Genomic DNA, 24,805 nt, shown 5'->3' with positions numbered 1-24,805 from the left:
TGCTCACGCCGCCAGTGGACGCGAGGGCAGCTGCAGGTCGATCCGGGTGCCTTCGCCCGGGCGGCTGTGCACCTGCACCGCACCGCCGGCCGCCTCGACCAGGCTGGCGGTCACCGCCAAGCCCAGGCCGGTGCCCTGCCCGACCGGCTTGGTGGTGAAGAACGGCTCCAGGCAGCGCGCGCGCACCGCTTCGCTCATGCCCTGGCCGGTGTCCTGCAGCTGCAGTACCAGCCGCCCATCACTGTCGGGCGGCTGCAGCCGCAGCGTGAACCGGCCACCGTCGGGCATGGCATGGCTGGCGTTGACCGCCAGGCTGAGCAGGATCGATTCGAGCTGTGCCGGGTCGAAGTGGATCAACCGCCGCACGTCGCCGGTTTCCACTTCGCACTGCACGCGCTCACCGAACACCTGCTGCAGGGTGGGCGCCACCGCGGCCAGCGTGGCTGCAGCGTCCAGCAGCTGCGGCCGGCCGGGCTCGAGCCGGCTGAAATCCAGCAGCCGCCGGCTGGCCGCGCTGGCCCGCCGGGTCGCCGAATCCGCGCCCTGCAGGGCGGCGTGCAGCGCCTCGCCCTCGCTGCGCCGCGCCTTGGCCACATAGCCCTGGATCAGCGCCAGCAGGTGGTTGAAGTCGTGCGCGATGCCGCTGGCCAGGCGACCGACGTTGTCCATCTTCATGGCGTGCACAAGCTGGTCGCGCGAGCGCTCGCGCGCCTGCATCTCCACCTGCAGCTCATCGCGCTTGCGGGCCAGTTCGTCGCTGCGCTGGCGGGCCTCCTGCAGGCTTTCGCGCAGGCCGGTGACACTGTGGTGGAGCAGCCAGGCGGCCATGACCGTTCCGAAGGCCGACACTGCCAGGTCGGTGGTCGCGTGCAGCACGCGCTCGGTGCGGAACAGGGCCGCGGCCGCATCGACCCAGCCACCCAACGCCATCAGCCCACACAGCCACGCGGCGGTCCAGGCCAGCGGCCGGCGGCCAAGCACCGCCGCGACCAGCAGCAACGGCAGCAGTTGCACCAGCTGCACCCGCAGCTGGGCGGCCAGGCCCCAGTACCCGTAGGCCAGGACCAGCAGCAGCAGTTCACCGACGAGGAAGGTCGCCGCCGCATGCAGGGTGCGGCCGGCACGGTGTTCGATCGTGCACAGCAGGCACAGCAGCAGGTGGGAGGCGGCCATGGCCGGGACCATCATGTCCAGTCCGGTCCCCAGCCGCGCCGCCATCCAGGCGGCCAGTACCACGTGGTACAGCCCCACCAGCAGCAGCAGCCCGCCCAGCATGGCATCGGTGCGCCGACCCAGCCCGGTGGGGCGTTCAGCGACGGCGGCGCGGACGGAAGGCGACGGCTCGGGCATGCGGCAGGAAATGGGCGGGCGGCGCCGGCGCGCGGCGGCAACATGGGTATATTAGCAGTGCGCTGTAGATCGTCTGCACTCGACCGGGGAAGTCGTTGTCGCCATGCCTATGTTGTCGCTAGTCCGGCGCGGACTGACTGCGCTTGCCGTCCTGCCGTTCCTGGCCGCGCTGCCCGCACTCGCGCAGCGCCCGCTCGACGCGGCGCCGCAGATGGCCAAGGTGGAGCAGTGCCATGCCCTGCTCACCAGCGAACCACAGGCCTCGCTGCAGCTCGCACGCAGCCTGCTGGCAGCGCCGTCGCTGTCCACCTCGATGGAAATAGGCGCGGTCGGGTGCCTCGGCGTGGCCCTGCGGGCGCTGGGCCAGCTGGACCAGACCACCGAGCTGCCCGACCGCCTGCTCGCGGCCGCAGCGCGCGACGACGCCAGCGAAGACGATATCCAGCGCGCCCGCACGATGGCCGCGCACCTGCTGCTGTGGCGCGGCGACCATGAACGCGCGCTCGGTTTGACCGGCACCCTGCTCGACGATGCGGTACGGCAGCGCGACGTGCATGGCCAGATCGGCGCGTTGATGCAGATCGCGATGATCCGGGGCGACGCCATGGGCGATGCCGAAGGCGCACTGGCGTATCTGAAAAAAGCCACCCAGCTCAGCGACCACCTGCACCGGCCGCCCAATCCGGGCGACCTGATCCTGTACTACAACTACGGCTACGCGCTGCTGATGCTGCAGCGGAATGACGAGGCGTCCGCAGCGTTCAGGCGCGCCGAAGCGATCGGGACACGGCTGAGCGGGCAGGAGGTGTTCCTGCATCGCATCGCCAGCCACCGCGCCGAGATCCTGCGCATGACAGGGAAACGCGATGCCGCCGAAGCAGGCCTGCGCAGCGTAGTGGCCTGGCAGGCGACGCAGGATCCACAGGGCCAGGTGGTGACCCTGCAGCGCCTGGCCCGGCTGGCGATGGATCGCGGCGCCGCCGCCGCAGCGTTGCCGCTGGCGACCGAAGCACAGGCGGTGGCCGAGCGAGGGCGATTCGTCGAGGAAGTGCGCAACGGGCTGGACCTGCTCGGCGACATCCACACCCTGCTGGGCGATCGTACGCAGGCGCTGGAGTACCTGCGCAAGGGGCGTGCGATGGACCAGGCGCGCAGCAAGGGCGAGACCCTTGGCCAGCTGGCCCGGCTGCAGGCCTCGGCCGAACGCAGCATCGACCCGGCCCAGGTGAATGCGGAACAGGACCTGGGCCGCGTGCGCGTACTGCGCAACAGCGCAGTGGTCGCCTTCCTCGCCGTCGCGGTGATTGCCACGGTGCTGGTGCTGCGGCTGCGCCAGCAGCGCGGCCAACTCACCGCGCTCAGCCGCACCGACACCGTCACCGGCCTGCCCAACCGCCGCGAAGCCGAGCGCAGGCTCGACGAACGCGCCGCAGACCACGGCGGTGCGGCGCGAAGTGCGTTGCTGCTGATCGAACTGGACGACTTCAAAGCGCTGAACGAGCGCCACGGACAAGCGGCCGGCGACAGCGTGCTGCGTGCCGTGGGTGAGTGCCTGCATGCGGCCTGCGACCGGCACGATCTGCTGGCACGCTGGGGCGGCGCCGCCTTCCTGGTCGCGCGCCACGATACCAGCGCGGAGGCGGCGCAGGCCCTGGCCGGGCACCTGCGGCTGGCGATCGAGCGGCTGGTGGTTGACCTGGCAACCGGCGAGCACCTGACCCTCACCGCCAGCGTGGGGATGGCGCCGCTGCCGTTGTTCGGTGACGCGCCGGCGCAGCCGGATGACAGCCTGCGCGCGGCCGATCGTGCGTTGCAGGGCGCCCGCCAGAGCGGACGCAATGCGTGGGCGGGGCTGTGGGGCGAAGACGGCACCCAGGCACCGCATCTGTATGCGGTGCTGGGAAACCCGGAAGAGGCGATGGCCGCCGGGTGGGTGCACCTCAGCGGCAGCCGACCGATCCGGTGGGACGCGTAACGCCTGACGTCAGCGGGTGACCTCGAAGCGCACTTCCACCCGACGGTTCGGCAGCAGGCATTCCAGCAGCGCCGCGCGCGGCCGCACGCCGTCGCACTGCTGCACCTGCTGGGTGTCGCCACGGTATTCGTAACGGATCGTTGCCGGGTCCAGGCCCCGCCCGATCAGCAGCTCCCGCACGGTGCGTGCGCGGCGTTCGGACAGCGCCTGGTTGGCGTCGAAGCCACGCCCCTGCAGGCGGTCGGCATGCCCGACCAGCACCACTTCCTCCAGCTGCAGCTTCTCGGCCGCGACGCTGGCCAGCGCGCGGTCGATGCTTTCCAGCGAGTAGGTGCGGATGTCGCGGTAGCCGTCGCGGTCGAACTCGAACAGCACGTTGGCCACCAGCGGGCCCGGTGCGGCGATCGCCGCCGGGGCCAGGTCGCACTGGCGGGCCAGCGCTTCGGCGTCGTTGACCAGCTCCTCGGCGATCTGGATGTACGGCTTGGAATGCCGCCACTGCTGCTGGTTGAACTCGTTGCCGGCGTGCACCAGTTCGACCTCGCCGCAGGCAACCTGCTGCGCCGCGCAGGCAAAGCCGGGCGTGCCATGCAGCACCCGCAGGCGCTGCCACAGGTCGTCGCGCAGGTACTTCGCGTTGTTGACCAGCGGCGTGTCGGTCGGCAGCGGGCGCGCGCCCTGCTCCATGCCGATGATCAGCCGCTCCGATTCGCCCAGCGCCGCCTGTGGGAAATCGCTGCGGTCGTTGCGGCTGTATTCCTGGAAGGAGACGTCCAGCCAGCACTGCGCCTTGGACAGGTGGTAGTCGCGGATCGGTCGGCCGCCATCGTTGAGCGCCTGGATGCGGCCCTGGGTGGCCTCGTAGGTCGCGTGGTCGGCGTGGATGGCTTCGTCGGTGATGCGCTGCTGCTGCGGCAGCAACTGCGCCGGCTGCGCCGTAGCGGCGCCGGCAAGGCCGGCGAAGATCGCCGCGCCCAGCAGCGGGCGCACGAGACGGTAGGTCGGGTTGGCGTGGTTCATCAGGGCATCCTCAGCGTGCCGGGTCGCGGTAGCGGACGGGGTCCGGCCGGAAAAGGTCTTCATCGAACTTGAAGCGCAGGCGCACGAACACGCCCTGCTGGGTGTACTCGTAGCCGTTCAGGTCGCGGTCGCCGGTAAAGCCGGTCCAGTTGTAACCGGCCGACAACCACAGGTTCTGCCGCAGCAGGCGGCCGACTTCCATGCCGTAGGCATACTGGTTGGCGCCGGCCTGGCCACGGAAGGTGGAGGCCAGCACGCCGACGTCCCAGTTTTCGGTGATGTCGTACACCACGCGCCCGGAGAACAGCATGGCGCGGAAGCGGCTGTTCACCCGTCCCCCATCGGCATAAGCGAACTGGTCCTGCTGCCACTTGCCGGCCACGCGGCCGGTGAACCACCATGGCCGCGACGGGTGCCAGTCGGCGTGCGTCGAGACGATGTGCGCACGCGTGCGCACGTCCTGGCTGCTGCCATCGACGGTGCTGCCGTCGACCAGGGTCAACCCGCTCTCGTCGCGCTCGAGCTTGTACTCGTATCGGGCCAGCGCGTTGATCCGGTTGCGGTCGGTATCGCGGTATGCCACGCCGAGCTGGAAACGGTCCTGCAGCACATCGCCGCGGGCGTCGTAACGCGTGCTGAGCAGGTAGTTGCGGGCCAGCAGGGTCCAGTCGCGGCTGAGCTTGCGGGCCAGCATGAACTGCAGCAGCGAGGTGTTGAACGCTTCGTTGGTCTCGGTGTCTGGCACGTCCTCGGAAATCCGGTGCTCGGCACGGATCGCGCCCCGCCACAGCGGGTTGGCGCCGTAGTCCAGCGCCAGCGCCAGCCCGGTGCTGTCGCCGGTGCTGCCGTCGATCACCTTCACGTGCTCGGCCGAGCTGGACAGGCGCAGGCCCTCGGCGATGTCCCAGTTGTTGCGGATGCCGGAGGCGGCCTGCACGTCACGGCCACTGATCGCATCGCGCAGGCGGTACTCGCTGAAGGTCTGGGTATCGCGCAGGTAGCTGCTGTCGATACCGAACACCAGCGCGTCGGCCTCGCGGTCGGTGGTGGTGATGCCGTAGGCGCTGGTCAGGCCGGTCTGCTTTTCGTAGCGGCCGTACAGGCGGCTGCGTTCGAACACCTGGTAGTCCAACCCGGCGGCCAGGCGCCGACGTTCTTCGCCGCTCACGCTGTGCTCGATCTCGGCACCACTGCTGAGCTTGTCGCTCAGGCGGTAGCCCAGGCCGAAGCGGGCGCTGTCCGATTCCAGCTCGGTGCCCACCGGCAGGTCGCTGGTGATCGGGCTGCCGGTGCTGCTGCCGTTGATCACCATCAACCCGGTAGCCGGGTCCAGCGCCTGCTGGCCGTAGCCGAGCGCGCCGCCACCGGCACCGGTGGCGAAGCCTCCGGTCAGCCCGCCGGCATTGCCGAACGGTACCCCGGACGACCACGGCGAGGTCACGCCGATGGTTTCGCGGATGCTGCGCACGCCCAGGTCCACGGTCAGCCGTTCAGTCGCGCCAATGCGCACGCCGGCGCCGCCGGCATCGCGCTTGCCGCCATCCGGGTTGCGGTCTTCGCTGCGCAGCCCTTCCACGTACAGTTCCAGGCGGGGCCCAACCTGGTATGCCATGCGGGCGTTGTATTCGCCGCGGCCGCCGTACAGCGGCGCGGCCGGGTTGTTGAACGCCGGATCGGTACGGGCGGCAAACAGGCGCGCTTCCAGCTTCTCGGTCTGGTGCGCGAATTCCACGCGCCAGGCATCACCTTCCACCTCGCCGGTAACGTCCTTCAGGCCCTGCGAGGTGATCTGGTTGATGCTGTTGGTGTTGACCTCGCTCTGGGTACGCGCGAACTCGGCCACCAGCAGCGTGTTGTCGCCGAAGCGGTAGCTGGCATTGGCGCTGCCCATGCGGAATTCCGCATACGGGTTGCGGTCGTCGACCGCCGCCGCGCCCACTTCCAGGCGGTCGGTCAGCTTGGCCTGCGCATCGGCGCCGACCACCCAGAACTTCTCGGTGTCCTGGTCCAGTTCATAGGTGATGCGCAGCGAGACCGGGTTGAGGTCGCTGTCGAACGCCGGCAGGAACTGGTTGAGCAGGATCCGGCCGGAGAACGGCTCGAAGCTGTAATCCACCAGGCGCGCCAGCGGCCGCACCGAGACGATCCGGGTGGGCTGGTTGCGGTCGCGCACGATCACTTCCACGCGCTCGCTGCCTTCCAGCACTGCGTTGTTGCGCAGCGCGTAGGGACCACTGCCCTGGCTGCGGAACTCTTCGATCACCTGGCGCAGGGAATCTTCGATGGCGAACACGTTGCTGCGCACGCGCTCGCTTTCGAAATGCCAGCCGAGCCCGGTGGCGGTGCGGTTGTAGGTCCCCAGGCTGCGCTGCGGAATCGGACCGCTGCCGCCGATCCCGGTGGCGGTGGCAAGGCCGTCGCCGGTCTGGAAGTCGCCGTACAGCAGGTAGCTGCGCTTGTTGTCGATGCGAACATACAGGCGCTCGGCCGAGCGCGCGTCGAAGCCGCGCAGCGACGCGTCGCCGTAGACCGGGTAGAACTCCTCGGGCTGGATGTCACGCAGCAGGCGCCCGCGGGTGTCCTTGTCCGAATCGTAGGCGGCAGTGAGCAGCGCATCGCCCTTGATCCGGCCCTTGACGAAGAACGCGGTGCGCGCGGCGGCGTTGGCCTTGCCGTGGTTGAACTGGCGCTCCCAGCGACGGATGTCGCGGTCGAAGGCGTCGTTGTTCTCCACCGGCGACACCAGGCTTCCGTTGCCGTGGCGACGGAAGTTGACCACGCCTTCGATCAGGCCGGTGGCGATCATCTCGCGCATTTCGGGCACGAAGCCGATGCTGCCCTGCGCGGTTTCGGCCCCGGCGGTGATCCGCAGCAGGACATCCTGTGGCGCGTGTGGTGCGACCAGGTCGAACTCGGCCACGCCGTCGACCACCTGCAGCTGCACGCCCGGGGTGACCTTGTCGGCATCCAGTGCGCCCGGGCCGAGCTCATCGGTGCGCGAGCCGGGCAGGCGGATCCGGCCACCACTGTTTTCAATCGTCGCGTAGGTGGTGCCGGCCAGCGGCAGGCCGCTGGGGTCCAGCAGCTGCACGCGCACGTGCACCGGGCTCTGGCCATCGGCCGGCACACCGTCGCGGTCCAGCTCGACCACGATGCGGTCCAGCGTGCCTGCTGCGGCGCGCACAGCAGCAGGCGCGGCGTCCACGCTGGCCGGGCTGCGCGGGTACAGCGTGCTGGCATCGCCCAGTACCGGGGTGAAGCGGCCCGGCGTACCCACGCTCTGGGCCATCGCCGGCAGGGTCGCCAGCGCGCAGGCCAACAAGCTCAGGCGCGGCAGCTGGCGCACTACGGAAGCACGGCTCATGGCTGGCCCTCCGTGGCGGCGGCGGACGGTGTGGCTCTGGGATGCACGATCGGTCTCTGGTTGGCCGTATCGGTCGCCTGCTGCGGCGCCCGTGCGGGTTTGCTCTCGAAGCGCAGCGGCGCCTGGCCCGGTTCGGTTTCCGGCGCCTGCACCTCACCCTGGGTGCGGCGGGCCTTGACCTGCTCCAGCACCGGGTTGGCGCAGCTGCCTTCGATGAAGTCGGCGCGGTGCAGCTCGCCGTTCTTCAGGTCGAGCAGCAGGCTGTCGGCGTCGCCCAGGTTGCGGTTGCTGCTGGTGGTCAGGCGCGCACCGACCGGCAGCGTGCTGCCGTCGACCTTGAGCGTATGGCTCTGCGGCGGCAGGCCGCAGAAGCTGTACTTGCCTTCCGAATCGCTGATCACCCAGGTGCCATCGGAGAAGTACAGACGCACGCCGGGAATGCCGAGCTCTTCGCGGTCCTGCAGGTGGTTGTTGTTGCAGTCCATGAACACCTTGCCGAGCACGCAGGCCTGTTCGGTGAACACGCCACCGGTGACGCGCACGCGGTATTCGGCACGGTTGGAGGTCAGCGAACCAGGCAGCGGGGTGACCGCCACCGGGTCGATGCAGCCGCCGCTGATCGAACAGCCATGGGCCTGCGCACGGTTGATGCCGTCGCCCTGCTGCGCGCCCACGCCCACGCGGACCCGGTAGGTCAGCACGATCTGGCCACCGACAGTGATCGGCCCCAGCGCGAAGCCCAGCAGCGGGCCCGGCTTGCCGGCCGGGTCGGCCACCGCACGGCCGTCGGCACGCGCGGTGCCGTCGATGTAGGTGAAGCCACGCGGCAGGCGGTCGATCACGTTCAACGCGGCCAGCGCACTGCCGGCGGTCTGGCGCACGGTGATGGTGTACTGCACGGTGTCGCCGATCTCGGCGGTCTGGCGGTCGCCGGTCTTGGTGATCGCCAGGCCGGTGGCCACTGCCGTATCCAGCGGCAGGTGGTTGTGCACGATTGCGGCCGTGGCCGAGCCGGCGAACAGGGTCAGGTAGTACTGCGTGGCCGTGCCCACCGGGCCGGTCGGCGCCTGGGTATTGGCCTGCACCACATGGTTGGCTCCGGCCCCGCCGGACGGCGACAACGCGCTGGCCTGCGGCGGGATCATGCTCGACACGAAGGTGTAGCCACCCGGCGGAGTCACCGTCAACTGGAACTCGCAACGTGCCGGCGCCGCCGGACCGAACGCGAACTGATAGAAGCCTTCGCTGCCAACCGTCATCGCGATGGTGCTGCCGTCGATGCGGTAACCGCCACCGGCGGCATTGAGCACGGCCGTGCGCGGGTCGTACCCGCTGCACATCCCCACGGGCGCCAGGGTCACGATCGAACCGGGTACCGGGTCGCGGGTGGTGGCGTCATACACCACGCCCGACGGGTCCACCGGCAGGCTCTGCTGCGCCAGGTGGTCGCCGGCGCGCAGCACCACTTCCAGCTGGCTGGCGCCGTTGTCGGTGGTGCGGCAGGCACTGACCCCGCCGCGCGCGATCGCCGTGGCGGCATCGCAGGCTTCCTGCACGCCGCCCGCGGTTTCGCGGGTGACCGGGAACGGCCACAGCACCGACGAACGCGGGTCGCGGAAGCGGATGTTCCACTTCACCCCGGGCACCACGTCGCCGAAGCGGTAGCTGCCGTCGGCGGCGGTCACGGTGCTCTTGACCAGCTGGCCGCTGGCCGGGTCCACCAGTTCGACGATCCAGGCCGACAGACGGCTGTCGCCGCTGTCCAGCAGCTGGTCATCGCTGCCCACGTCGAACCATACGGTGCCGCCGACCGAGGCGGCCAGCTGCACGCTGTTGGGCACGCGGCAGGCGTTGTGGGTGATGCCATCCACGCACACCGGCAGGTTACCGACCTCGCCGTCGAACGCCGCGCGCTCGGCGGCGGTCGGGGCGCGGAACGGGTTCTCGCCGCCGCCTTCGACCAGCACCGCATTGTTGACGGTGCCCGCCTCGGCCGCGGCTGCGGCCACGCGCACCACCACGGCGATGCTGTCCGGCGATACCGCGCCGGCGGCCAGCACGCGCTGGCTGCTGCAGCTGAAGCGGGTCGCGCCGGGTTCGCCGGTGCAGGTCCAGCCGGTCCCGACCGGCAGGCTGTCCAGGCTCAGGCCCGCCGGCAGGCGGTCATGCACCACGTACTCGCCACGGCTCGGCTGCTGGCCGGCGTTGCGCACCTGGATCGTGTAGCCGGCCAGGTTGTTGACGGTGAAGCGGGCGCTGGTGGACGCCTTGCTGACCATCAGGTCCGGCGAATCGCCGATCTCGCCGAAGTTGTACTCCAGCGCATCCACGCCCAGCGGCAACACGATCTGGCTGATCGTGGACGGCACGCTGGCGCGGTCGCTGGGCACACCCACCGTGGCGGCGTTGACGGTGCCGGCGCTGGTGATGCCGTTGAGCGTCTGCGGCGGCTGGGTCGGCTCGGTCACCACATAGGTGCCCGGACGCAGGCCGTCGAAGCGGTAGCGGCCGTCGGCATCGGTCGTCAACGTCGCCGACACCGGCTGGCCGAGGTCGTCGGTACCGGTCAGCACCACGGCAACGCCGGCGATGCCGCCTTCGCCGCTGTCGACGCTGCCATTGTCGTTGCTGTCGTTGTAGACGCGGCCGGCGATGCTCGCGGTCGGGATCTCGCCGAAGTTGTTGTTGACCGACTGCTGGTTCACGCCCAGCACCACGGCACTGATCTGCGACGACGCGGTGCCCGGCGCGGTGACGCTGCCACCGGTGCTGCCGGCCATGGTGCGGCCGTCGCGGGTGCCGGTCGGCTGCTCCGGTTCGGTCACCACGTAGGTGCCCGGCGGCAGCTCGGCGAAACTGTAGCTCCCGTCGGCGTCGGTCACGGTGTCGCGGCTGATCGGGTTGCCGGCCAGGTCGGTCCCGCTCAGGGTGACGCGCACATTGGCCAGACCGGTCTCGCCCGCATCGACCACGCCGTCATTGTTGCGGTCGGTCCAGACCTTGCCGCTGATGCCGCTGTTGAGCGGAATCTCACCGAACAGGTTGTCCACCGAAGCGCTGCCCGGCGTGGTGAGGTCGATGGTGCTGATCGCACTGGGCACGGCGGTGATCGGGGTGGCGGTGCCACGCGGCGTGCCGCCCACGGTGCCGGCGGTGGTGATGCCGTTGCTGGTGCCGGCCGGCTGCTGCGGCTCGGTCAGGGTGTAGGTGCCCGGGCGCAGGCCTTCTAACACGAAGCGGCCATCGGCATCGGTCTGCACGCTCACCGAGACGCTGGCGCCGGTGTCGTCGGTACCGGTGACCTGTACGGTCACCGCTTCGATGCCGGTTTCAGCGGCGCCGTTGCGCACGCCGTCGTTGTCGACGTCGAAGAACACCGCACCGCCGATCGAGACCGGCAGGATCTCGCCGAAGTCGTAGGCGGTGCCGGCCTTGCCGGCGGGCAGCGTAATCGCGCTGATCGCGCTCGGCACGCTGGCCACGGCGGTGGCCACGCCCACGGTGGTGCCGTCGATGCTGCCGGCACGGGTGAGGCCGTTGAGGGTCGGGCCGCCATTGAAGGACGGCTGCGCGGCCTGCTCGGTCACGCTGTAGCTGCCGGCCAGCAGGTGGTCGAAGCGGTAGCGGCCGTCGGCATCGGTCGCCACGGCGACCACGGCGTTGCCCAGCGCGTCGACCGTGCCGGCCGGCAGCTGCAGCTGCACACCGGGCAGGCCCGGTTCGCCAGCGTCCTGCACGCCGTTGTTGTTGCGGTCCAGGAACACGGTGCCGGACAGCGACGCGGCGAGCTCGCCGAAGTCATTGCCGCTGGCACCGGCGGCTGGCAGGTTGCTGATGAGGATGAGGTTGCCCGGCTGCTCGCGGCCTTCGCCCAGCCCGGTCGGCTGGGTTTCGGTGATGCGGTAGGCCTGGCCGGCGATCGCGCCGGGGTAGCTGTACTGGCCATCGGCATTGGTGACCAAGCTGACGGTGGTGTCGTCGGGCGTGCCGAACACGCCGTCGGCGCCACTGCCGACGATGGTCACCTGTACGCCGGGAACGCCGATGTCGCCGGCGCTGTTGTCGCCGTCGTCGTTGCGGTCCAGGTAGACCGTGCCGCTGATCGGCGCATTGGCCAGTTCGCCAAACAGGTAGCCGCTGGCGTCCTGCCCGGCGTTGATCGCGATCGCGGAAATGACGTTGGCCACGGCCGTGCTGCCGGGGGTGGCCGCATTGCCGGCCGCATGCTTGCCATCCAGGTAACCGGCCGGCTGCGTTTCGGTCAGGGTGTAGCCGGTGCCGACCTGCGGCGGCAACAGGTCGCTGAAGCGGTAGCCGCCGTTGCCATCGGTGGTGGTGGTCAGCGCGACCGGATTGCCGAGCACGTCCGTGCCCGACAGGGTAATGGTGACGTTGGCGATGGCGTTTTCACCGGCGTCGCGGCGGCCGTTGTTGTTGTTGGCCGCCACGTTGGAGAAGTCTTCGTAGACCTCGCCGCTGAGCGAACCGAGCATCTCGCCGAAATCGTTGCCGGTCGAACCGGTCAACGGCAGTGCGTTCAGGGTGATGCTGTTGGACGCGTTCTCCGCGGCGTTCGCATAGCCCTGCGGCTGGGTTTCGGTAATGCGGTAGTTCTGCCCCACCACCAGGCCGTCGAATTCATAGCGGCCCTGCGCGTCGGTCTGCACCACCACCGGCGGCTGGTCGTCGCCGGTGCCGAACACGCCGTCGGGACCCGCACCGACCAGGGTCACGGTGACGCCCTGCAGACCGCCATTGGCCTGCGAATTGCGGGTACCGGCATCGCCGGCGTCGAAGTCGCCGTTGCCGTTGCGGTCCAGGTACACCTGGCCGGAGATGGCGGTGACCGCGTCTTCGCCGAAGTTGAACGCGGTGGCGTCGTCCCCGCGCGAGAGGTCGATGTTGCCGATCCGGTCGGTGCTGGCGGCATCGCCGGCCGCCCCGGTGGCGACCGTACAGGCCGCGCAGGCGGTGCTGCCCACCAGGCCCGGGTTGATCGCGCTCGGGCGGTTGCGATAGCTGCCGGTGGGCAGCACTTCGCGCAGGGTGTAGGTCTGCAGCGGATCCAGCGCGGGGAAGCTGTAGCTGCCGTCGGCCGCGGTGGTGGCGCTGGCCACCACGGTGCCGGCGGCGTCGAGCAGTTCGACGGTGGCGTTGGCGATCGGGGCGTCACCGCTGTTGCGGGTATTGCTGTAGTTGCTGTCGACGTAGACGAAGCCGGACAGCGAAGGACGGCGCACTTCCGGGAAGTTGTAGCGCACGCCCTCCACGCCCGCGCCGAGCGCGATGGCGGTGTACAGCGAGTTGGCGCTGGTCGCCGGGGCGACCACCGCATACGTGCCGCCGGCCGACGGGGCCAGGCCGCCGCTGGTAGGCGGCGCTACCGGGCCGTTGACGTAGGCGGCCGGCTGCACCTGGGTCAGCGTGTAGCCATCCGCTCCCGCCGGCGCGAGGTTGTCGAAGCGGTAGGCGCCGTTGCCGTCGGTGGTGGTGGTCAGCGCCACCGCGTTGCCATAGGCATCGGTGCCGGCAAGCCGCACTTCGATGCCGGAGATGGTCGGCTCGCCGGCCTGCGGCGTGCCACCGTCGGTGCCGCTGCGCTCGCGATCCTGGAACACCACGCCGGCCAGCGAGGACCGCACCACGGTGTGGGTGCTGGTGCCTTCGTCATTGCCGGGGGTGGGGTCGAGCTGGTCGCTGGTGGCGCGCGCGGTGTTGATGCCGGTGCCGTTGGCCGGCAGCGTGGTCCAGCGCGCGGGCACAAGCACGCGGATGCGGCCGTCCAGCGCCAGGTCGCCCATGCGGCAGGTGAGGGCGCGGCCGTTCAACACGCAGCTGCCGCTGCCGTTGCTGACCACGCCGGCGTCGGCGGTGTTGCCGGATTTCTGCCAGCTGGTGCCTTCGCCGCCGCCAATCACTTCCAGGCCTGCCGGCAGCGTATCGGTCACCACCACGCCATCGCCGCGCAGCGGGTTGTCGCCGCTGCGGTCGCGCGACAGGCTGTGGCCCGGGCCGTTGTTGACCACGTCGAGCACGTACCAGAACGGTTGGCGCAGGCTGATCGTGGTGGCCGTGGCAGGCAGCGGCTGGGTCGGGTTGGCATCGGGCGCCAGCACCACGCTGGCCTTGGTCATCGCCAGGTCCGAGCGGGTGCGGATGCTGGTTTCCTGCACCGCGCTGTTGTTGCTGGTGTCGCGTTCGGTTTCGGCAGAACGTGCGGTGACCGCGTTGAGCAGCGTCGCGCCGGTTGCCGGCGGCGCACTGAGGTACTGGTAGACCAGGTACAGGTAGCTGGTCTGGTTGGCCGCGATCGCGCCCTGTTCGGTGGTCGACACGCCCACGCTGGGCATGCTGCACGACAGGGTCTGCGCCGCCGTGGTGGGGTTGCTGCTGCCCGGGGCAACGGTACAGCGCACGCCCGGTGCTTCCATCGCACCCTGCGGCGTGGTGGCGTTGCCGGTGCGGCTGCCGACGAACGCGACATTTGCGCCACTGGCCGGGGTGATGGTGTCTTCGATGACGGTGCGGGTGGCCAGCGACGGGCCGTCGTTGCGCACGCTGACCTGGTACAGAATGTAGTTGTTGGCTTCCTGGCCGACGCGCGAATCGAAGCCGAGCGGATCGACGGCGCCGTCGAACCTCTGGTCGATCTTGTTGACGATCAGGTCCACTTCGCCGGCGGTGAAATCCAGCGCGGCGGCGCGGACATCGTCATCGGTGCGGCTGTTGTAGTTGTAGCTGCGGCCATTGCCGTCGACGCCGCTGGGCGGCACCGCGGTGCCGGTGTTGGCCGGATCGAAATGGAACGAGCCGTCGTTGGTGAACCGGCGGCCGGTGTTGCCGCTGTTGACGTTCGGGCGGATCACCACCGTCATGGTCTGGGTGGAGTTGTTGGCCATGTCCTGCGGCGCGCAGGTCAGCCGCAGCGTCGCCGGGGTACCGCCGGTGTTGAACCACGAGGTGCCGCCCGGCGCGGGCGCCGAGTTGATCGCGGGGTCGTAGGAGGTCACGCTGCATGCCGTGCTGCCGCTGCCGGTGCGCAGCGCGGAAATGAGCACGAAACCGGCGTCGTTGGCCGGCAGGGTGAAGGTATCGCTGAACACCACGCCGCGCGCCGTGGACGGACCACGGTTCTGGTAGGTGATGCGGTAGGTGGTGTTGACGCCGGCGCGGCCCGGGCTGCCGGAGGTGATGTCCTTGGCGGTGGTGGCCATGTTGGCCACCGGGTCTACCTGCACCCAGTCCGAGGCGCTGTTGTTGCCGGGGTTGGCTTCGCCGATCGCGCCGCTCACCGCCGGGTTGATGCTGACCCCCGCCGTGTTGCAGAAGCGACCGGCCTGCATCGGCACGCCACCGCAGGTACCGGCGGCCTGGCTCTGACTGTCGAACAGGCCACGGTTGACGGTGAACACGATGGTGGCGGTGGCGCCTGCGGCCAGCGCGGTGGTGGTGGAGTTGCAGATGTAGCCGCTGCCGACCACGTCGCAGCTCCAGCCCGCCGGCACGGTGTCCTTGGTGACGGTGGTGACGCCGGTGACGAAGCCGGGGATCGGGTCGTTCACCACCACGCCGGTGGTGGTCGCGCCGTTGTTGGTGACCTGCAGGGTGTAGGTGACCCCGCCGTCGCTTTCGCGGATCACGTTGTCGGCATCACCGGCGCCATTGGTGCGCTTGGTGATCGACAGATCGGCGCGGGCGTCGGTGGCGCGGCTCTGCCCGCCGGTGCAGTCATTGCCGGGGTTGGGATCGAGGTTGATGCCGCCGGCGGTGGTCGGCTCGGCCGAACCGCCGCTGCCGCCGGTACAGGCGGTGTTGGCCAGGGTGCCCTGCAGGCGCGCGAGGGTATGCAGGGTCAGCGTGGCGGAGTTGGCATTGACCGCGACCGGGTAGCCGGCGGTCTGCGTGCAGGTGACCACCTGCGCCGCGGCGCCGTTCCAGGCGCGGTCCACGCTGCAGCTGAAACCGCCCACGGTGACCGGCACGCCAGCTGGATGGGGCTGCCCGCTGGCATCGACCCACTCTTCGCCCACGGCAAGCGTATCGACCAGCTGCAGGTTGCCGGTGACCGTGCGCGGCCCCAGGTTCTGCGCGCGCAGGGTGCTGGCCATCACGCTGTCGGTGCGCAGGCCGGTGTTGTTCCATACCGGCACCAGCGCCGGCGTCTTGGACTTGGTCATGCGCAGGTCGGCGCCGTCGGGGATGACGGTCAGGCCGACGCTGCCCTGGTTGTTGGTGAGCACCGGATCCGGCGTGGCCGCGCTGATCTGGGCGGTGTTGGTCACCGTGCCGCTGCTGTTGGTGCCGGTGGACGGCACCTGCGCCTGGATCGCGATCTGCGCCTGCGCGCCCGGTGCGAAGTTCGCGGCGTTGCAGGTGACCACGGTGCGCTCGGCATTGTTGCTGCACGACCAACCGCCGGGTCCGGATACCCCGTTGACCTGGAAGCCTTCCGGCAGCGCATCGCGCAGCACCACGGTGGTGGCCGCGCTGGGACCATCGTTGCGCGCGGTCAGGGTATAGGTGACCACCGACCCGGCGGCAGCCGGCGCCGGCGACACCGACTTGGATACCAGCAGGTCCGCACCGGCAGTGACCTGCGTGGTCACCTGCGCGGCGTTGTTGTCCGGCACCGGGTCGGGCACGTTGCCGGCGTTGACCACCGCCGAATTGACGATGTTGCCGGTGCCGACATTGACCTTGCCGCGGAACGAATAGCTGGTGCTCGCGCCTACCGCCAAGGTGCCGTTGTAGGTGCCGTTCTGCTGGGTGAAGGCCCAGTCCGCACCGGTCGGCGCGCCGACCAGGGTGACGTTCGGCGGCAACGTATCGGCCACCCGGAAGCCGGTGGTCACGCTGGGGCCGGCATTGCGCACGGTCAGGGTATAGATGACTTCACCGCCACCGATCACCGGATCGGGCGTGGCGCTCTTGCTGAGTTCAAGGTCGGCCGCCGCCTGGATGGTGGTGTTCTGGCTGGTGCGGTTGTTGGCAACGTTGGTATCGCTGCCGAAGAACGGGTCGGTGTTCTGCAGCGTGCTGATCGGCGTGGTCGCCGGCGGCAGCGCGTTGGCGAAACCGATCGCGGCACGCACGGTGATCGTGGCCGGCTGCGAGGCGATCGTGGTGACCGGCAGCTTGAATTCATACGGCGCCGTGGAGGCGTTCAAGGCCGGGTTCGTGCACACCACGCGGGTGGTGCCGGACGCGCCAGCAGAGGCGCTGCATCCGGCCGGCGCGGTGCCACCCAGCGCGGTGCCGGCGGGCAGGTCGAACAGGGTCACGGTGCCGCTGGCGGTGTCGTTGGCGCCGTTCTCGACCTTGACGTTGTAAATCACCGTGGTGCCCGCGGGCACCGGGTCGTAACCGGTATCGGAGAAGTCGGTGATCTGCAGGTCGATGGCCAGCGCGCTCAGCGGCGACAGCATCAGCACGGCTGCCAGGCTGCGGCGGAACCGGGTGCGCCACGAAGGCGCGTGCGCGCGCTCGAACGGCGTCACCGTCGCGCAGATGGCTGCGCGATCGCTATGGCTGGACATGCGTTTTCCCCTGTTCCGGTCGTTGCAGCGTTCACAGGGAACGCCACGCGATGCGTACCCAACGCAACCGGTCCAGACGTCCCCTGTCAGATGAATCCCGACCCTTCAGGCGACAGACGTCGCCGACGATGCCGGGCGGGGCGCATTGTGATGTTGCCGTGAAGCCAAGTCAGTGCCGCCAGCTCACGCACGCTCACACTGGCTCACGCCCGTGCGGACAGGTCAGGGGGTAAGCAGATAGCCCTGTCCGCGCAGCGCGCGGATCGGCAGCTCTATCTCGGTGGCGCCGCGCACGCGCGTGCGCAGGCGATGGACCAGGACGTCCAGGCGGTGCGGATCGAAATCCCACGGGGTGTCGGTGATGTTCGCGATCAGCTGCTCACGGGTGACGGCGCCGCCGTCTGCCGCGAACAGCAGCTGCAGCACGCCGCGCTCCATCACCGTCAGCGCCAGCGTCGCCGCGGTGGGTGCGTGAAGGGTCCAGCCATCATCGGCCAGTCGCCAGCGCGGCGGCGGCGCGGTGGTGGCGGGCGCCGCCACAGGGGACGGCGGCGACAGGCGACGGCGCAGGCTGTGCAGGCCGGCCGCCAGCACGTCCAGGTCCGGTGGCTTGACCAGGTAGAGGTCTGCGCCCTGGGTCAGTCCCAGCGCCATGTCGCGCGGGTCGCCGCGGCCGGTCAGCATCACGATGCCGATCGGGGCCGAGGCGCGAAGATGGCTGGCCACCGCGTAGCCGTCTTCGCCCGGCAGGCCCACGTCGAGCACCACGATGTCGCAGCGGTCGCTCAGCAGCGCGCGGTACAGGGCTTCGGCACTGCCAAGGCCACGCACGGCCGCGCCGCGCCAGGCCAGGTCGTCCAGCAGCAGCGCCAGCAGCTCGGCGTCGTCTTCGACCACCCAGACCTGCAGCCCTTCAAGTTCCCGTACTGCCGTCACGTGGCGCGTCATCTCCCCAGATCCAGGCTGCAGTCTAGCCGCGGGCTGCAGGTGAGCCAAATCAGACAAAAGCAGCAGGGCGGGACCATCCGGGTGCAATCGGACACCTCGGCGTCGGGGATGCCCCTTGTCCACGTCCCGCCCGGCGGGCAGCTTGAAGCGCCCCGATCAACATGGACTCCAAGCATGCCTGTAGCCACTGCCCGCCTCGACCCGTTGACGCCGATGCTGCGAAACCGCCTGGAAACCTCGTTGCCGCCAGGGCAACGCACGATTGTCTGCAAGGCGCTCGGCAACCTGCTGGATTCGGTCTGCAACCTCGAGGCGCCCACCGTGACACCGCCGCCCAGCGATCGCAGCAGTCCCTGGCCGATGGCCCAGCTGTACCTGAGGCTGGTGGCGCCGGTGCCGGGTTCGCAGGCGGGCCCCCTCAGCGCCGGGGAACACCGCACGCTGCACCTGATGCACTACCTGCATGAAGTGGCCATTGCACCTCCCCTGCAGCCCGGCGACGATCCTGCCGTGAGCAGACCCCAGAGCCAGATCCATGCGCGCATGCTCAACCAGCTGCGCCACGAGCTCGCGTTGCTGGACCTGCCGGACATACAGGACCTGCAGAAAAAACAGGCCTGGCGCGAACTGGCGGTCATCGACATCGCCCCCCGCCTGCTGCAGAAAGCCGAGCGGCTGGGCTTCCAGCCCACCGAAGTCCGGGTGCTGGGCACGCAGCACGTTGCGCCCGCAGCAGGCCTCCACCAAGGTGGTTTGAAGCTGACCCTGGTGGCCTGGAACGGCGCTGCGCCGCCTGACAATCCGAACGTCTGGGATCCCAACAACCCGTTGGGCAACGAGCCGGACCTGCTGCTCGCGCCCCTGCAGATGGACTGGACCGGGCTGACCCCGCTCCCGCCCGCCTGAGCGGGTGCCGGCCTTATTCGGCCGGCACGCCCATTTCCTTCAACAGTTCCGGCGCCGGGTAGACCTTGGCCAGCAGCCAGCGCAGGTAACGCATGTCCACGTGCACGGCACGCTTGAAGCGCGGGTCGAACCACCAGCTGGCGCTGACCGATTCCCAGTTGCTGTCGAAGTTCAGCCCGATCAGCTCGCCGCGGGCATTGAGCACCGGCGAGCCGGAGTTGCCGCCGGTGGTGTCCAGGTTGGTCAGGAAGTTGACCGTCTGGGTCTTCAGCGCCGGGTCGGCGGTGCTGCCGAAGTCGCCCTTGGCGATCGCCGCCAGCAGCGGCTTGGGCGCATCGAACGGGAAGGCATTGGTGTTCTTCTCGACGATGCCGGCCACGGTGGTGACCGGGTCGAAGTGCACCGCGTCGCGCGGCGACAGCGCTTCCACCCGGCCATAGCTGACGCGCAGGGTGCGGTTCGCATCCGGGTACACCGCGCGGCCCTGTTTTGCCCGCCACGCGAACAGCGCCTGCATGTAGGCCGGGCGCAGGCGCAGCTGTTCGCCTTCGCGTTCCTTGCGCTGGTCTTCCAGCCGCAGCTGCGCGGCCACCAGCGGGCCGGCGAGGTCGATCAGCGGGTCGTGCGCCAGCGGCCTGCCTTCCCTGGCGGCGGCGAAGCGATTCAGGCGTTCGGCTTCCTCGCCCAGGCGGGTGCTGGCGTACAGGCCGTCCAGCGCCTTGGCCAGCGAGGCCGGCGTGCGGCCGAAGGCAGCATCGAATTCGGGCACGCGCTGCGCGTCCGGCAGCTGCTGGTAGCGGGTCAGCAGGTTGGTCAGCAGCGCCTTTTCGACTTCCGGCGCGTAGCGGCGCTGGACCTGCTTGAGGGTGCCTTCGATCAAGGCCTGGTCGCGCTGCTGGTAACCGCTCTCGCGCTCGGCATCCGGCTTGGCCGATTCGATGCGCAGGCGTTCCAGCATCAACGCCGACCGCAGCAGCTGGCTCTGGGTGGCGGCCTGTTCGAGCACGAAATCGCGCTCGCCCATCGCCGCGCCCTGCGACAGTGAGCCGAGCAGCGCCTGGATGTCGGTCTGGTACGCCGCGTCGGTGGCCTTCAGCATCGCCGCTTCGTCGGTGGCACGCTGGGTCTTGGCATCGCTGCGCAGCAGGCCTTCCAGCTCACCGGCAGCGCGCTTGCGGTTGTTCTTCAGCGACTGCAGCTGTGCGGCATAGCGGGTGCGCGCCTGCGCATCCCTGGCGGTGGCCGCTTCGATGGTGTCGATCATCTGCTGGAACACCGCCACCCGGCGCGGCAGCACCGCATCGATCTGGCCGGCGAACTCGGCGGCGGTGCGATGACGGTAGGTGATGCCCGGGTAGCCGGCCAGCATGGCGAAATCGCCGGCCTTCGGCCCATCAACCGACATCTTCAGGTGCGCCGGCGGGTGGTAGGGCACGTTGTCAGGGCTGTACGCGGCCGGCTTGCCGTCCTTGCCCACGTAAGCCCGCAGCAGGGTGAAATCGCCGGTATGGCGCGGCCACATGAAGTTGTCGATCTCATCGCCGTAGTTGCCGATCGCGCGCGGCGGCGCGTACACCAGGCGCACGTCGCTGAGTTCCAGCTGGCGGATCCGATAGAAGTCGGTGCCGTAGTACATGTCGGCCACGCTGCAGCGCACGTTGCCTTCCTGTTCGCACTCGGCCACCAGCCGCTTGCTGGCGCGGTCCACCGCGTCGAAGTAGGCGCGCCCGGTCTTGCCGCGGGCATCGCGCAGCACCTCATCGGTGACCTTGTCGAAGCCGGTGGTGACCAGCACGCGGAAGTCCGGATTGGACGGGCGCTCGTCGGCGCGACCCTGGGCGATGAAGCCGCCGTCGATCAGGTTGTGCTCGGGCGTGCTGTTGTACTGGATCACCCCCATCGCCACGTGGTGGTTGGTCAGCAGCAGGCCGTCGCCGGACACGAAGGAACCGGTGCCACCGCCGGCACGGACCACCGCGCTGAGCGGCGGTGCGGTGACGTTGGCCAGATCGGCCGGGTTGCCCTTGAAGCCGGCCGCCTTCAGCGGCTTGGCCAGGTCGGGCAACTGGGTCGGCATCCACATCCCTTCGTCGGCGTGGGCGGCGGCGGCGAGGGTGAGACCGAGCGCCAGGGCGGCGCTGAGGGGCTTGCGTGCGGGCATGGGTGCATCCGGTACGGCGGAACGAGCGGGCACCTTAGCTATTGGACGCCTGTGGGGCAACGCCCGATGGTCAGGGGTCGCCAGCGCTGGCTAGAATTGCCGCTTGGCAATGGGGATGGCAGATGATCGTAGGGATTGATCTTGGCACCACGCATTCATTGATTGGCGTGCACCGGGCCCAGGGAGGGGAACTGTTCCCAAATGCACATGGCGACCTGTTGACGCCCTCGGTGATCAGCCTGGACGGCGATACGGTGCTGGTCGGCAAACCGGCGCAGGAGCGGCTGGTAAGTCACCCGCAGCAGACCGTCGCGCACTTCAAGCGCTGGATGGGCAGCGACCGTGAGGTGCGCCTCGGCGGCCGTGCGTTCCGCGCCGAAGAGCTTTCCGCGCTGGTGCTGCGCTCGCTGGTGGCCGACGCCGAAGCCGCGCTCGGCCAGAAGATCGAGGAAGCGGTGATCAGCGTGCCGGCCTACTTCTCCGACGCACAGCGCAAGGCAACCCGCGCGGCGGGCGAACTCGCCGGTATCCGCGTGGAGCGGCTGATCAATGAACCTACCGCCGCCGCGCTGGCCTATGGCCTGCAGCAGCGTGGCGAGGAAGGCCGGGTGCTGGTGCTGGACCTGGGCGGCGGCACCTTCGACGTGTCGATCCTGGAGCTGTTCGAAGGCGTGATCGAAGTGCACGCCAGCGCGGGCGACAATTTCCTGGGCGGCGAGGACTTCCTGCAGGTGGTGGTGGACGCGTTCCACGCCGACCTTGGCTTGGAGCGCACCGCGCTGGCAGCGGTCGAGCAGGCCCAGCTGCAGCGCCGGCTGGAGCAGTTCAAGCGCGAGCTGAGCCAGCAGGGCACCTGCGAACTGCAGATCGCGCTGGCCGGCCGGGAATTCACCTGGCAGCTGGACGAATCGCGCTACGCGCAGCTGTGCGAGCCGCTGCTGCAGCGCATGCGCGCGCCGATCGAACGCGCCATCCGCGACGCCCGGCTGAAGCCCGAAGCACTGGATGACATCGTGCTGGTCGGCGGCGCCGTGCGCATGCCGATGATCAGCCGGCTTGTCACGCGCATGTTCGGGCGGTTGCCGCTGCGCCATATCCACCCCGACCAGGCCATCGCACTGGGTGCCACGGTGGCCGCCGGCTTGAAGAGCCGCGACCAGGCGCTGGAAGAGATCGTGCTGACCGACGTGTGCCCCTACACGCTGGGCACCCAGGTGTCCCGCCGGGGACCGGATGGCAGCGAGCGTGCGGGCTACTTCCACCCCATCATCCAGCGCAACAGCGTGGTCCCGGTCAGCCGCGAGGATCAGTTCTTCCCGGTGCGCGACGACCAGCGCGAGGTGATCCTTGATGTCTACCAGGGCGAAAGTCCCACGGTGGACAAGAACATCAAACTGGGCGAGCTGCGTATCCCGCTCGGTCCCGGCAAGGCTGCCGACAAGGGCTTGACCACCCGCTTCACCTACGACGTGAACGGGCTGCTGCAGGTGGAGGTCGTCCAGGACGCCACCGGCGTCCGCCATGAACTGGTGCTGCAGCAGAACCCGGGCCTGCTGTCGCCGGAAGAAATCCAGTCGCGCCTGCAGGCGTTGCAGGGGCTGAAGATCCACCCGCGTGACGTGCAGCAGAACGTGGCCATGCTGGCCCGCGCCGAGCGCCTGTACGAAGAGTTCATCGACCAGCGTCAGCTGGTGCAGCACTGGCTGGAGCAGTTCCGTCATGTGCTGGAAAGCCAGGACCTGGACCGCATCGAGAAGCACCGCAGTGAGCTCTCGGCGGCGATGGACGCACTGGAACAGGACGCGTGAGCTGGGGCCATGCTGCGCTCGAACTGGAGCCGGATGCGGACGAACGTGCGATCAAGCGCGCCTACGCCAGGCGCCTGCGGAGCACCCGCCCGGATGAAGATCCTGCCGCGTTCCAGCAGCTCCACGAGGCCTACCAGGCTGCCTTGGCATGGGCGCAGTACCGTGCGCAGTGGGACGACCAGGGCGATGGGGACGATGGGCATGCCGGCGGCGAAGACAGCGCCGGGGATGCCATCGATGTCGCACCCGGGCAGGTAGAAACACAGCATGATCCCGTGCGGGAGGTGGACAGCGGCATGGCGCCGCCGAGCCTGCCTCCGCAACGGCCGGCAACGCCGCTCACCGAAACGGTCGAGCGGCCGCTGGACGTGGTCGCATTCGCGCACCGGGTGGTCGCCGCAGCGGCGGAAGGGCCACCGCTGGAGTTCGAGCGCTGGCTGCATCTGCGGCCGGAGCTCTGGTCACTGCATGACAAGCCGCGGGTGGGCGACACCGTTCTCGAGCTGCTCCTGAATATCGACGCGCCCATACGCATGGAGAACTTCGATGCATTGAGCCGGTGCTTCAGTTGGGATGAGATCGGTAGCGGCCTGGACCCTCATGTCGCCAATGGATGCCGCCAGCGGCTGCATCGGTACTGGGTCGTGCAGCCGGCCAACACGGCCTGGCTGGCCTACTTCCTGCATCGTCCGGACGCCGCCGTCAGCGCAGCGCAGGCAAAGGTTCAACTGGCATGGCTGACCCGGCCGTGGCACCGGCTGCGCAGCCTGTTGACGGCCTCCATACCCGGGCGCGTGCCTGTCATGCGCCGCATGCTGACCCAGCTGGGCATAACCGAAGTGGGTCAGGCGCCGCCACCGCTGAGGCCTGCCCAGGTGGATTTCTGGCTGGATCTCACCCGTCGCGATCAGATCAACGCAACCAAGGTGCAGCTGGTTGCACTGCGCAGCCTGGTATGCGCGCTGGCCTGGTTGGCTGTTGTTGGCACGATTGCCGTGTTCGACACGCCCACGCACCCGACGGGTCCGAACCATCTGGTCGACTTCGTCGGCTACGGCGCGTTGACGATCCTGCTGGGCGGCATGCTGGTCCTGCCGCTGCGCCGACTCATGGACTGGCAGTCTGCGCCCGAAGCGCCCCAGCAGCGCGCGAAGTACCTTCGTCTGCTGCTCATTCCGGCGCTGCTGATCGTCTCACTGGTGATCATCCACGGCTTCGATCAGCGCGTGGCCGGCACCCTGCTGGCGGTCCCCACCCTGCTGCTTGCAGTGGTGCGCTGGTGGCGGCGCGGGAATTACGAGCTGCACTTCAATGGCTGGCTGCTGCTGGCCTTGTGGCCGCTCGTGAAGCTGGCTGGCCTGGCCATCATGATCGGAGAGATCTCGCTGGCCATGGCACTGCTGCTGTGGGCCATTGATGCGGTGAAGCAGGTAGGGCGGAGATAGGCGCATGCGCCGGGGACCGGCATGGCTGGAACTGGCGGACGAACGCGCTGATGCCTGCGCACGCGCACCATCCCTTTGACGCATGGACGCCTGCAATCGCTCGACCGGTGCAGGCGCGATGCCGATCATTGCAATGCCATCACCGGACGCGGGTGCATGGCCGGCGGTCGATCGGGATGCGACCCTACCAGCGGACGTGGTCGGTGCGCTGCCAGGCCTGGTACCACCCCGGCCGACATGCGACCCGTGCTACCGGGCTGGCTGTGCGCAGCAGCAGGCAGCCGGGCGCGAT

The 24,805-nt window shown here is 69.4% G+C and carries 10 protein-coding genes; 4 read left to right on the top strand and 6 right to left on the bottom strand.

Features of this window, described 5'->3' with window-relative positions; genetic code table 11:
* Nucleotides 1–3: 3 nt before the first annotated feature.
* Nucleotides 4–1,350 carry a sensor histidine kinase gene (locus FSZ13_RS06370; RefSeq protein ID WP_145478599.1) on the bottom strand — a complete coding sequence of 449 codons (1,347 nt, stop codon included), beginning with the start codon at nucleotides 1,348–1,350 and terminating at the stop codon, nucleotides 4–6.
* Between the two features lie 103 nt (nucleotides 1,351–1,453).
* On the opposite strand from FSZ13_RS06370, the gene FSZ13_RS06365 reads away from it, so the two are divergent.
* Nucleotides 1,454–3,325 (top strand): tetratricopeptide repeat-containing diguanylate cyclase, encoded by a 1,872-nt coding sequence (locus FSZ13_RS06365; protein ID WP_145478598.1) that lies wholly within the window; start codon nucleotides 1,454–1,456, stop codon nucleotides 3,323–3,325.
* Nucleotides 3,326–3,334: 9 nt separating this feature from the next.
* Here FSZ13_RS06365 and FSZ13_RS06360 read toward each other — a convergent pair whose 3' ends face one another.
* From FSZ13_RS06360 to FSZ13_RS06345, 4 genes are all read right to left on the bottom strand, one after another.
* Nucleotides 3,335–4,345: an OmpA family protein gene (locus FSZ13_RS06360; protein ID WP_186308860.1), complete on the bottom strand. Its 1,011-nt coding sequence runs from the start codon at nucleotides 4,343–4,345 to the stop codon at nucleotides 3,335–3,337.
* A 10-nt stretch (nucleotides 4,346–4,355) separates the two neighbouring features.
* The gene (locus tag FSZ13_RS06355) at nucleotides 4,356–7,709 is read right to left on the bottom strand and encodes a hypothetical protein (RefSeq protein ID WP_145478596.1); all 3,354 of its coding nucleotides are present in this window, start codon (nucleotides 7,707–7,709) and stop codon (nucleotides 4,356–4,358) included.
* Nucleotides 7,706–17,245 carry an SdrD B-like domain-containing protein gene (locus FSZ13_RS06350; RefSeq protein ID WP_145478595.1) on the bottom strand — a complete coding sequence of 3,180 codons (9,540 nt, stop codon included), beginning with the start codon at nucleotides 17,243–17,245 and terminating at the stop codon, nucleotides 7,706–7,708. Before FSZ13_RS06350 ends, FSZ13_RS06355 begins: the two co-directional genes overlap by 4 nt.
* 222 nt (nucleotides 17,246–17,467) lie before the next feature.
* Nucleotides 17,468–18,193 carry a response regulator transcription factor gene (locus FSZ13_RS06345; RefSeq protein WP_145478594.1) on the bottom strand — a complete coding sequence of 242 codons (726 nt, stop codon included), beginning with the start codon at nucleotides 18,191–18,193 and terminating at the stop codon, nucleotides 17,468–17,470.
* A gap of 174 nt (nucleotides 18,194–18,367) precedes the next feature.
* On the opposite strand from FSZ13_RS06345, the gene FSZ13_RS06340 reads away from it, so the two are divergent.
* Nucleotides 18,368–19,099: a hypothetical protein gene (locus tag FSZ13_RS06340; RefSeq protein WP_145478593.1), complete on the top strand. Its 732-nt coding sequence runs from the start codon at nucleotides 18,368–18,370 to the stop codon at nucleotides 19,097–19,099.
* 13 nt (nucleotides 19,100–19,112) lie between these two features.
* Here the strand turns inward: FSZ13_RS06340 and FSZ13_RS06335 are convergent, their stop codons facing one another.
* Nucleotides 19,113–21,260, bottom strand: a complete 2,148-nt coding sequence (locus tag FSZ13_RS06335) for a S46 family peptidase (RefSeq protein WP_145478592.1) — start codon at nucleotides 21,258–21,260, stop codon at nucleotides 19,113–19,115.
* A gap of 122 nt (nucleotides 21,261–21,382) precedes the next feature.
* On the opposite strand from FSZ13_RS06335, the gene FSZ13_RS06330 reads away from it, so the two are divergent.
* Nucleotides 21,383–23,068: a molecular chaperone HscC gene (locus FSZ13_RS06330; RefSeq protein WP_145478591.1), complete on the top strand. Its 1,686-nt coding sequence runs from the start codon at nucleotides 21,383–21,385 to the stop codon at nucleotides 23,066–23,068.
* Entirely contained in the window at nucleotides 23,065–24,513 is a 1,449-nt protein-coding gene (locus tag FSZ13_RS06325; RefSeq protein ID WP_145478590.1) for a J domain-containing protein, read from the top strand. Before FSZ13_RS06330 ends, FSZ13_RS06325 begins: the two co-directional genes overlap by 4 nt.
* The last annotated feature ends 292 nt before the right edge of the window (nucleotides 24,514–24,805 follow it).

The sequence above is a fragment of the Stenotrophomonas rhizophila genome, assembly GCF_007667275.1.
Lineage (GTDB): Bacteria > Pseudomonadota > Gammaproteobacteria > Xanthomonadales > Xanthomonadaceae > Stenotrophomonas > Stenotrophomonas maltophilia_AE.
Note: the sequence above shows the minus strand (reverse complement) of the source record. Positions and strands in the feature narration are given on the sequence as shown.

Excerpts from the sequence above, each read along its gene's own strand:
- FSZ13_RS06340 (WP_145478593.1), top strand. The coding sequence starts at position 18,368 with ATGCCTGTAGCCACTGCCCGCCTCGACCCGTTGACGCCGATGCTGCGA.
- FSZ13_RS06355 (WP_145478596.1), bottom strand. The coding sequence starts at position 7,709 with ATGAGCCGTGCTTCCGTAGTGCGCCAGCTGCCGCGCCTGAGCTTGTTG.
- FSZ13_RS06365 (WP_145478598.1), top strand. The coding sequence starts at position 1,454 with ATGCCTATGTTGTCGCTAGTCCGGCGCGGACTGACTGCGCTTGCCGTC.
- FSZ13_RS06335 (WP_145478592.1), bottom strand. The coding sequence starts at position 21,260 with ATGCCCGCACGCAAGCCCCTCAGCGCCGCCCTGGCGCTCGGTCTCACC.
- FSZ13_RS06345 (WP_145478594.1), bottom strand. The coding sequence starts at position 18,193 with ATGACGCGCCACGTGACGGCAGTACGGGAACTTGAAGGGCTGCAGGTC.
- FSZ13_RS06370 (WP_145478599.1), bottom strand. The coding sequence starts at position 1,350 with ATGCCCGAGCCGTCGCCTTCCGTCCGCGCCGCCGTCGCTGAACGCCCC.
- FSZ13_RS06350 (WP_145478595.1), bottom strand. The coding sequence starts at position 17,245 with ATGTCCAGCCATAGCGATCGCGCAGCCATCTGCGCGACGGTGACGCCG.
- FSZ13_RS06330 (WP_145478591.1), top strand. The coding sequence starts at position 21,383 with ATGATCGTAGGGATTGATCTTGGCACCACGCATTCATTGATTGGCGTG.
- FSZ13_RS06360 (WP_186308860.1), bottom strand. The coding sequence starts at position 4,345 with ATGAACCACGCCAACCCGACCTACCGTCTCGTGCGCCCGCTGCTGGGC.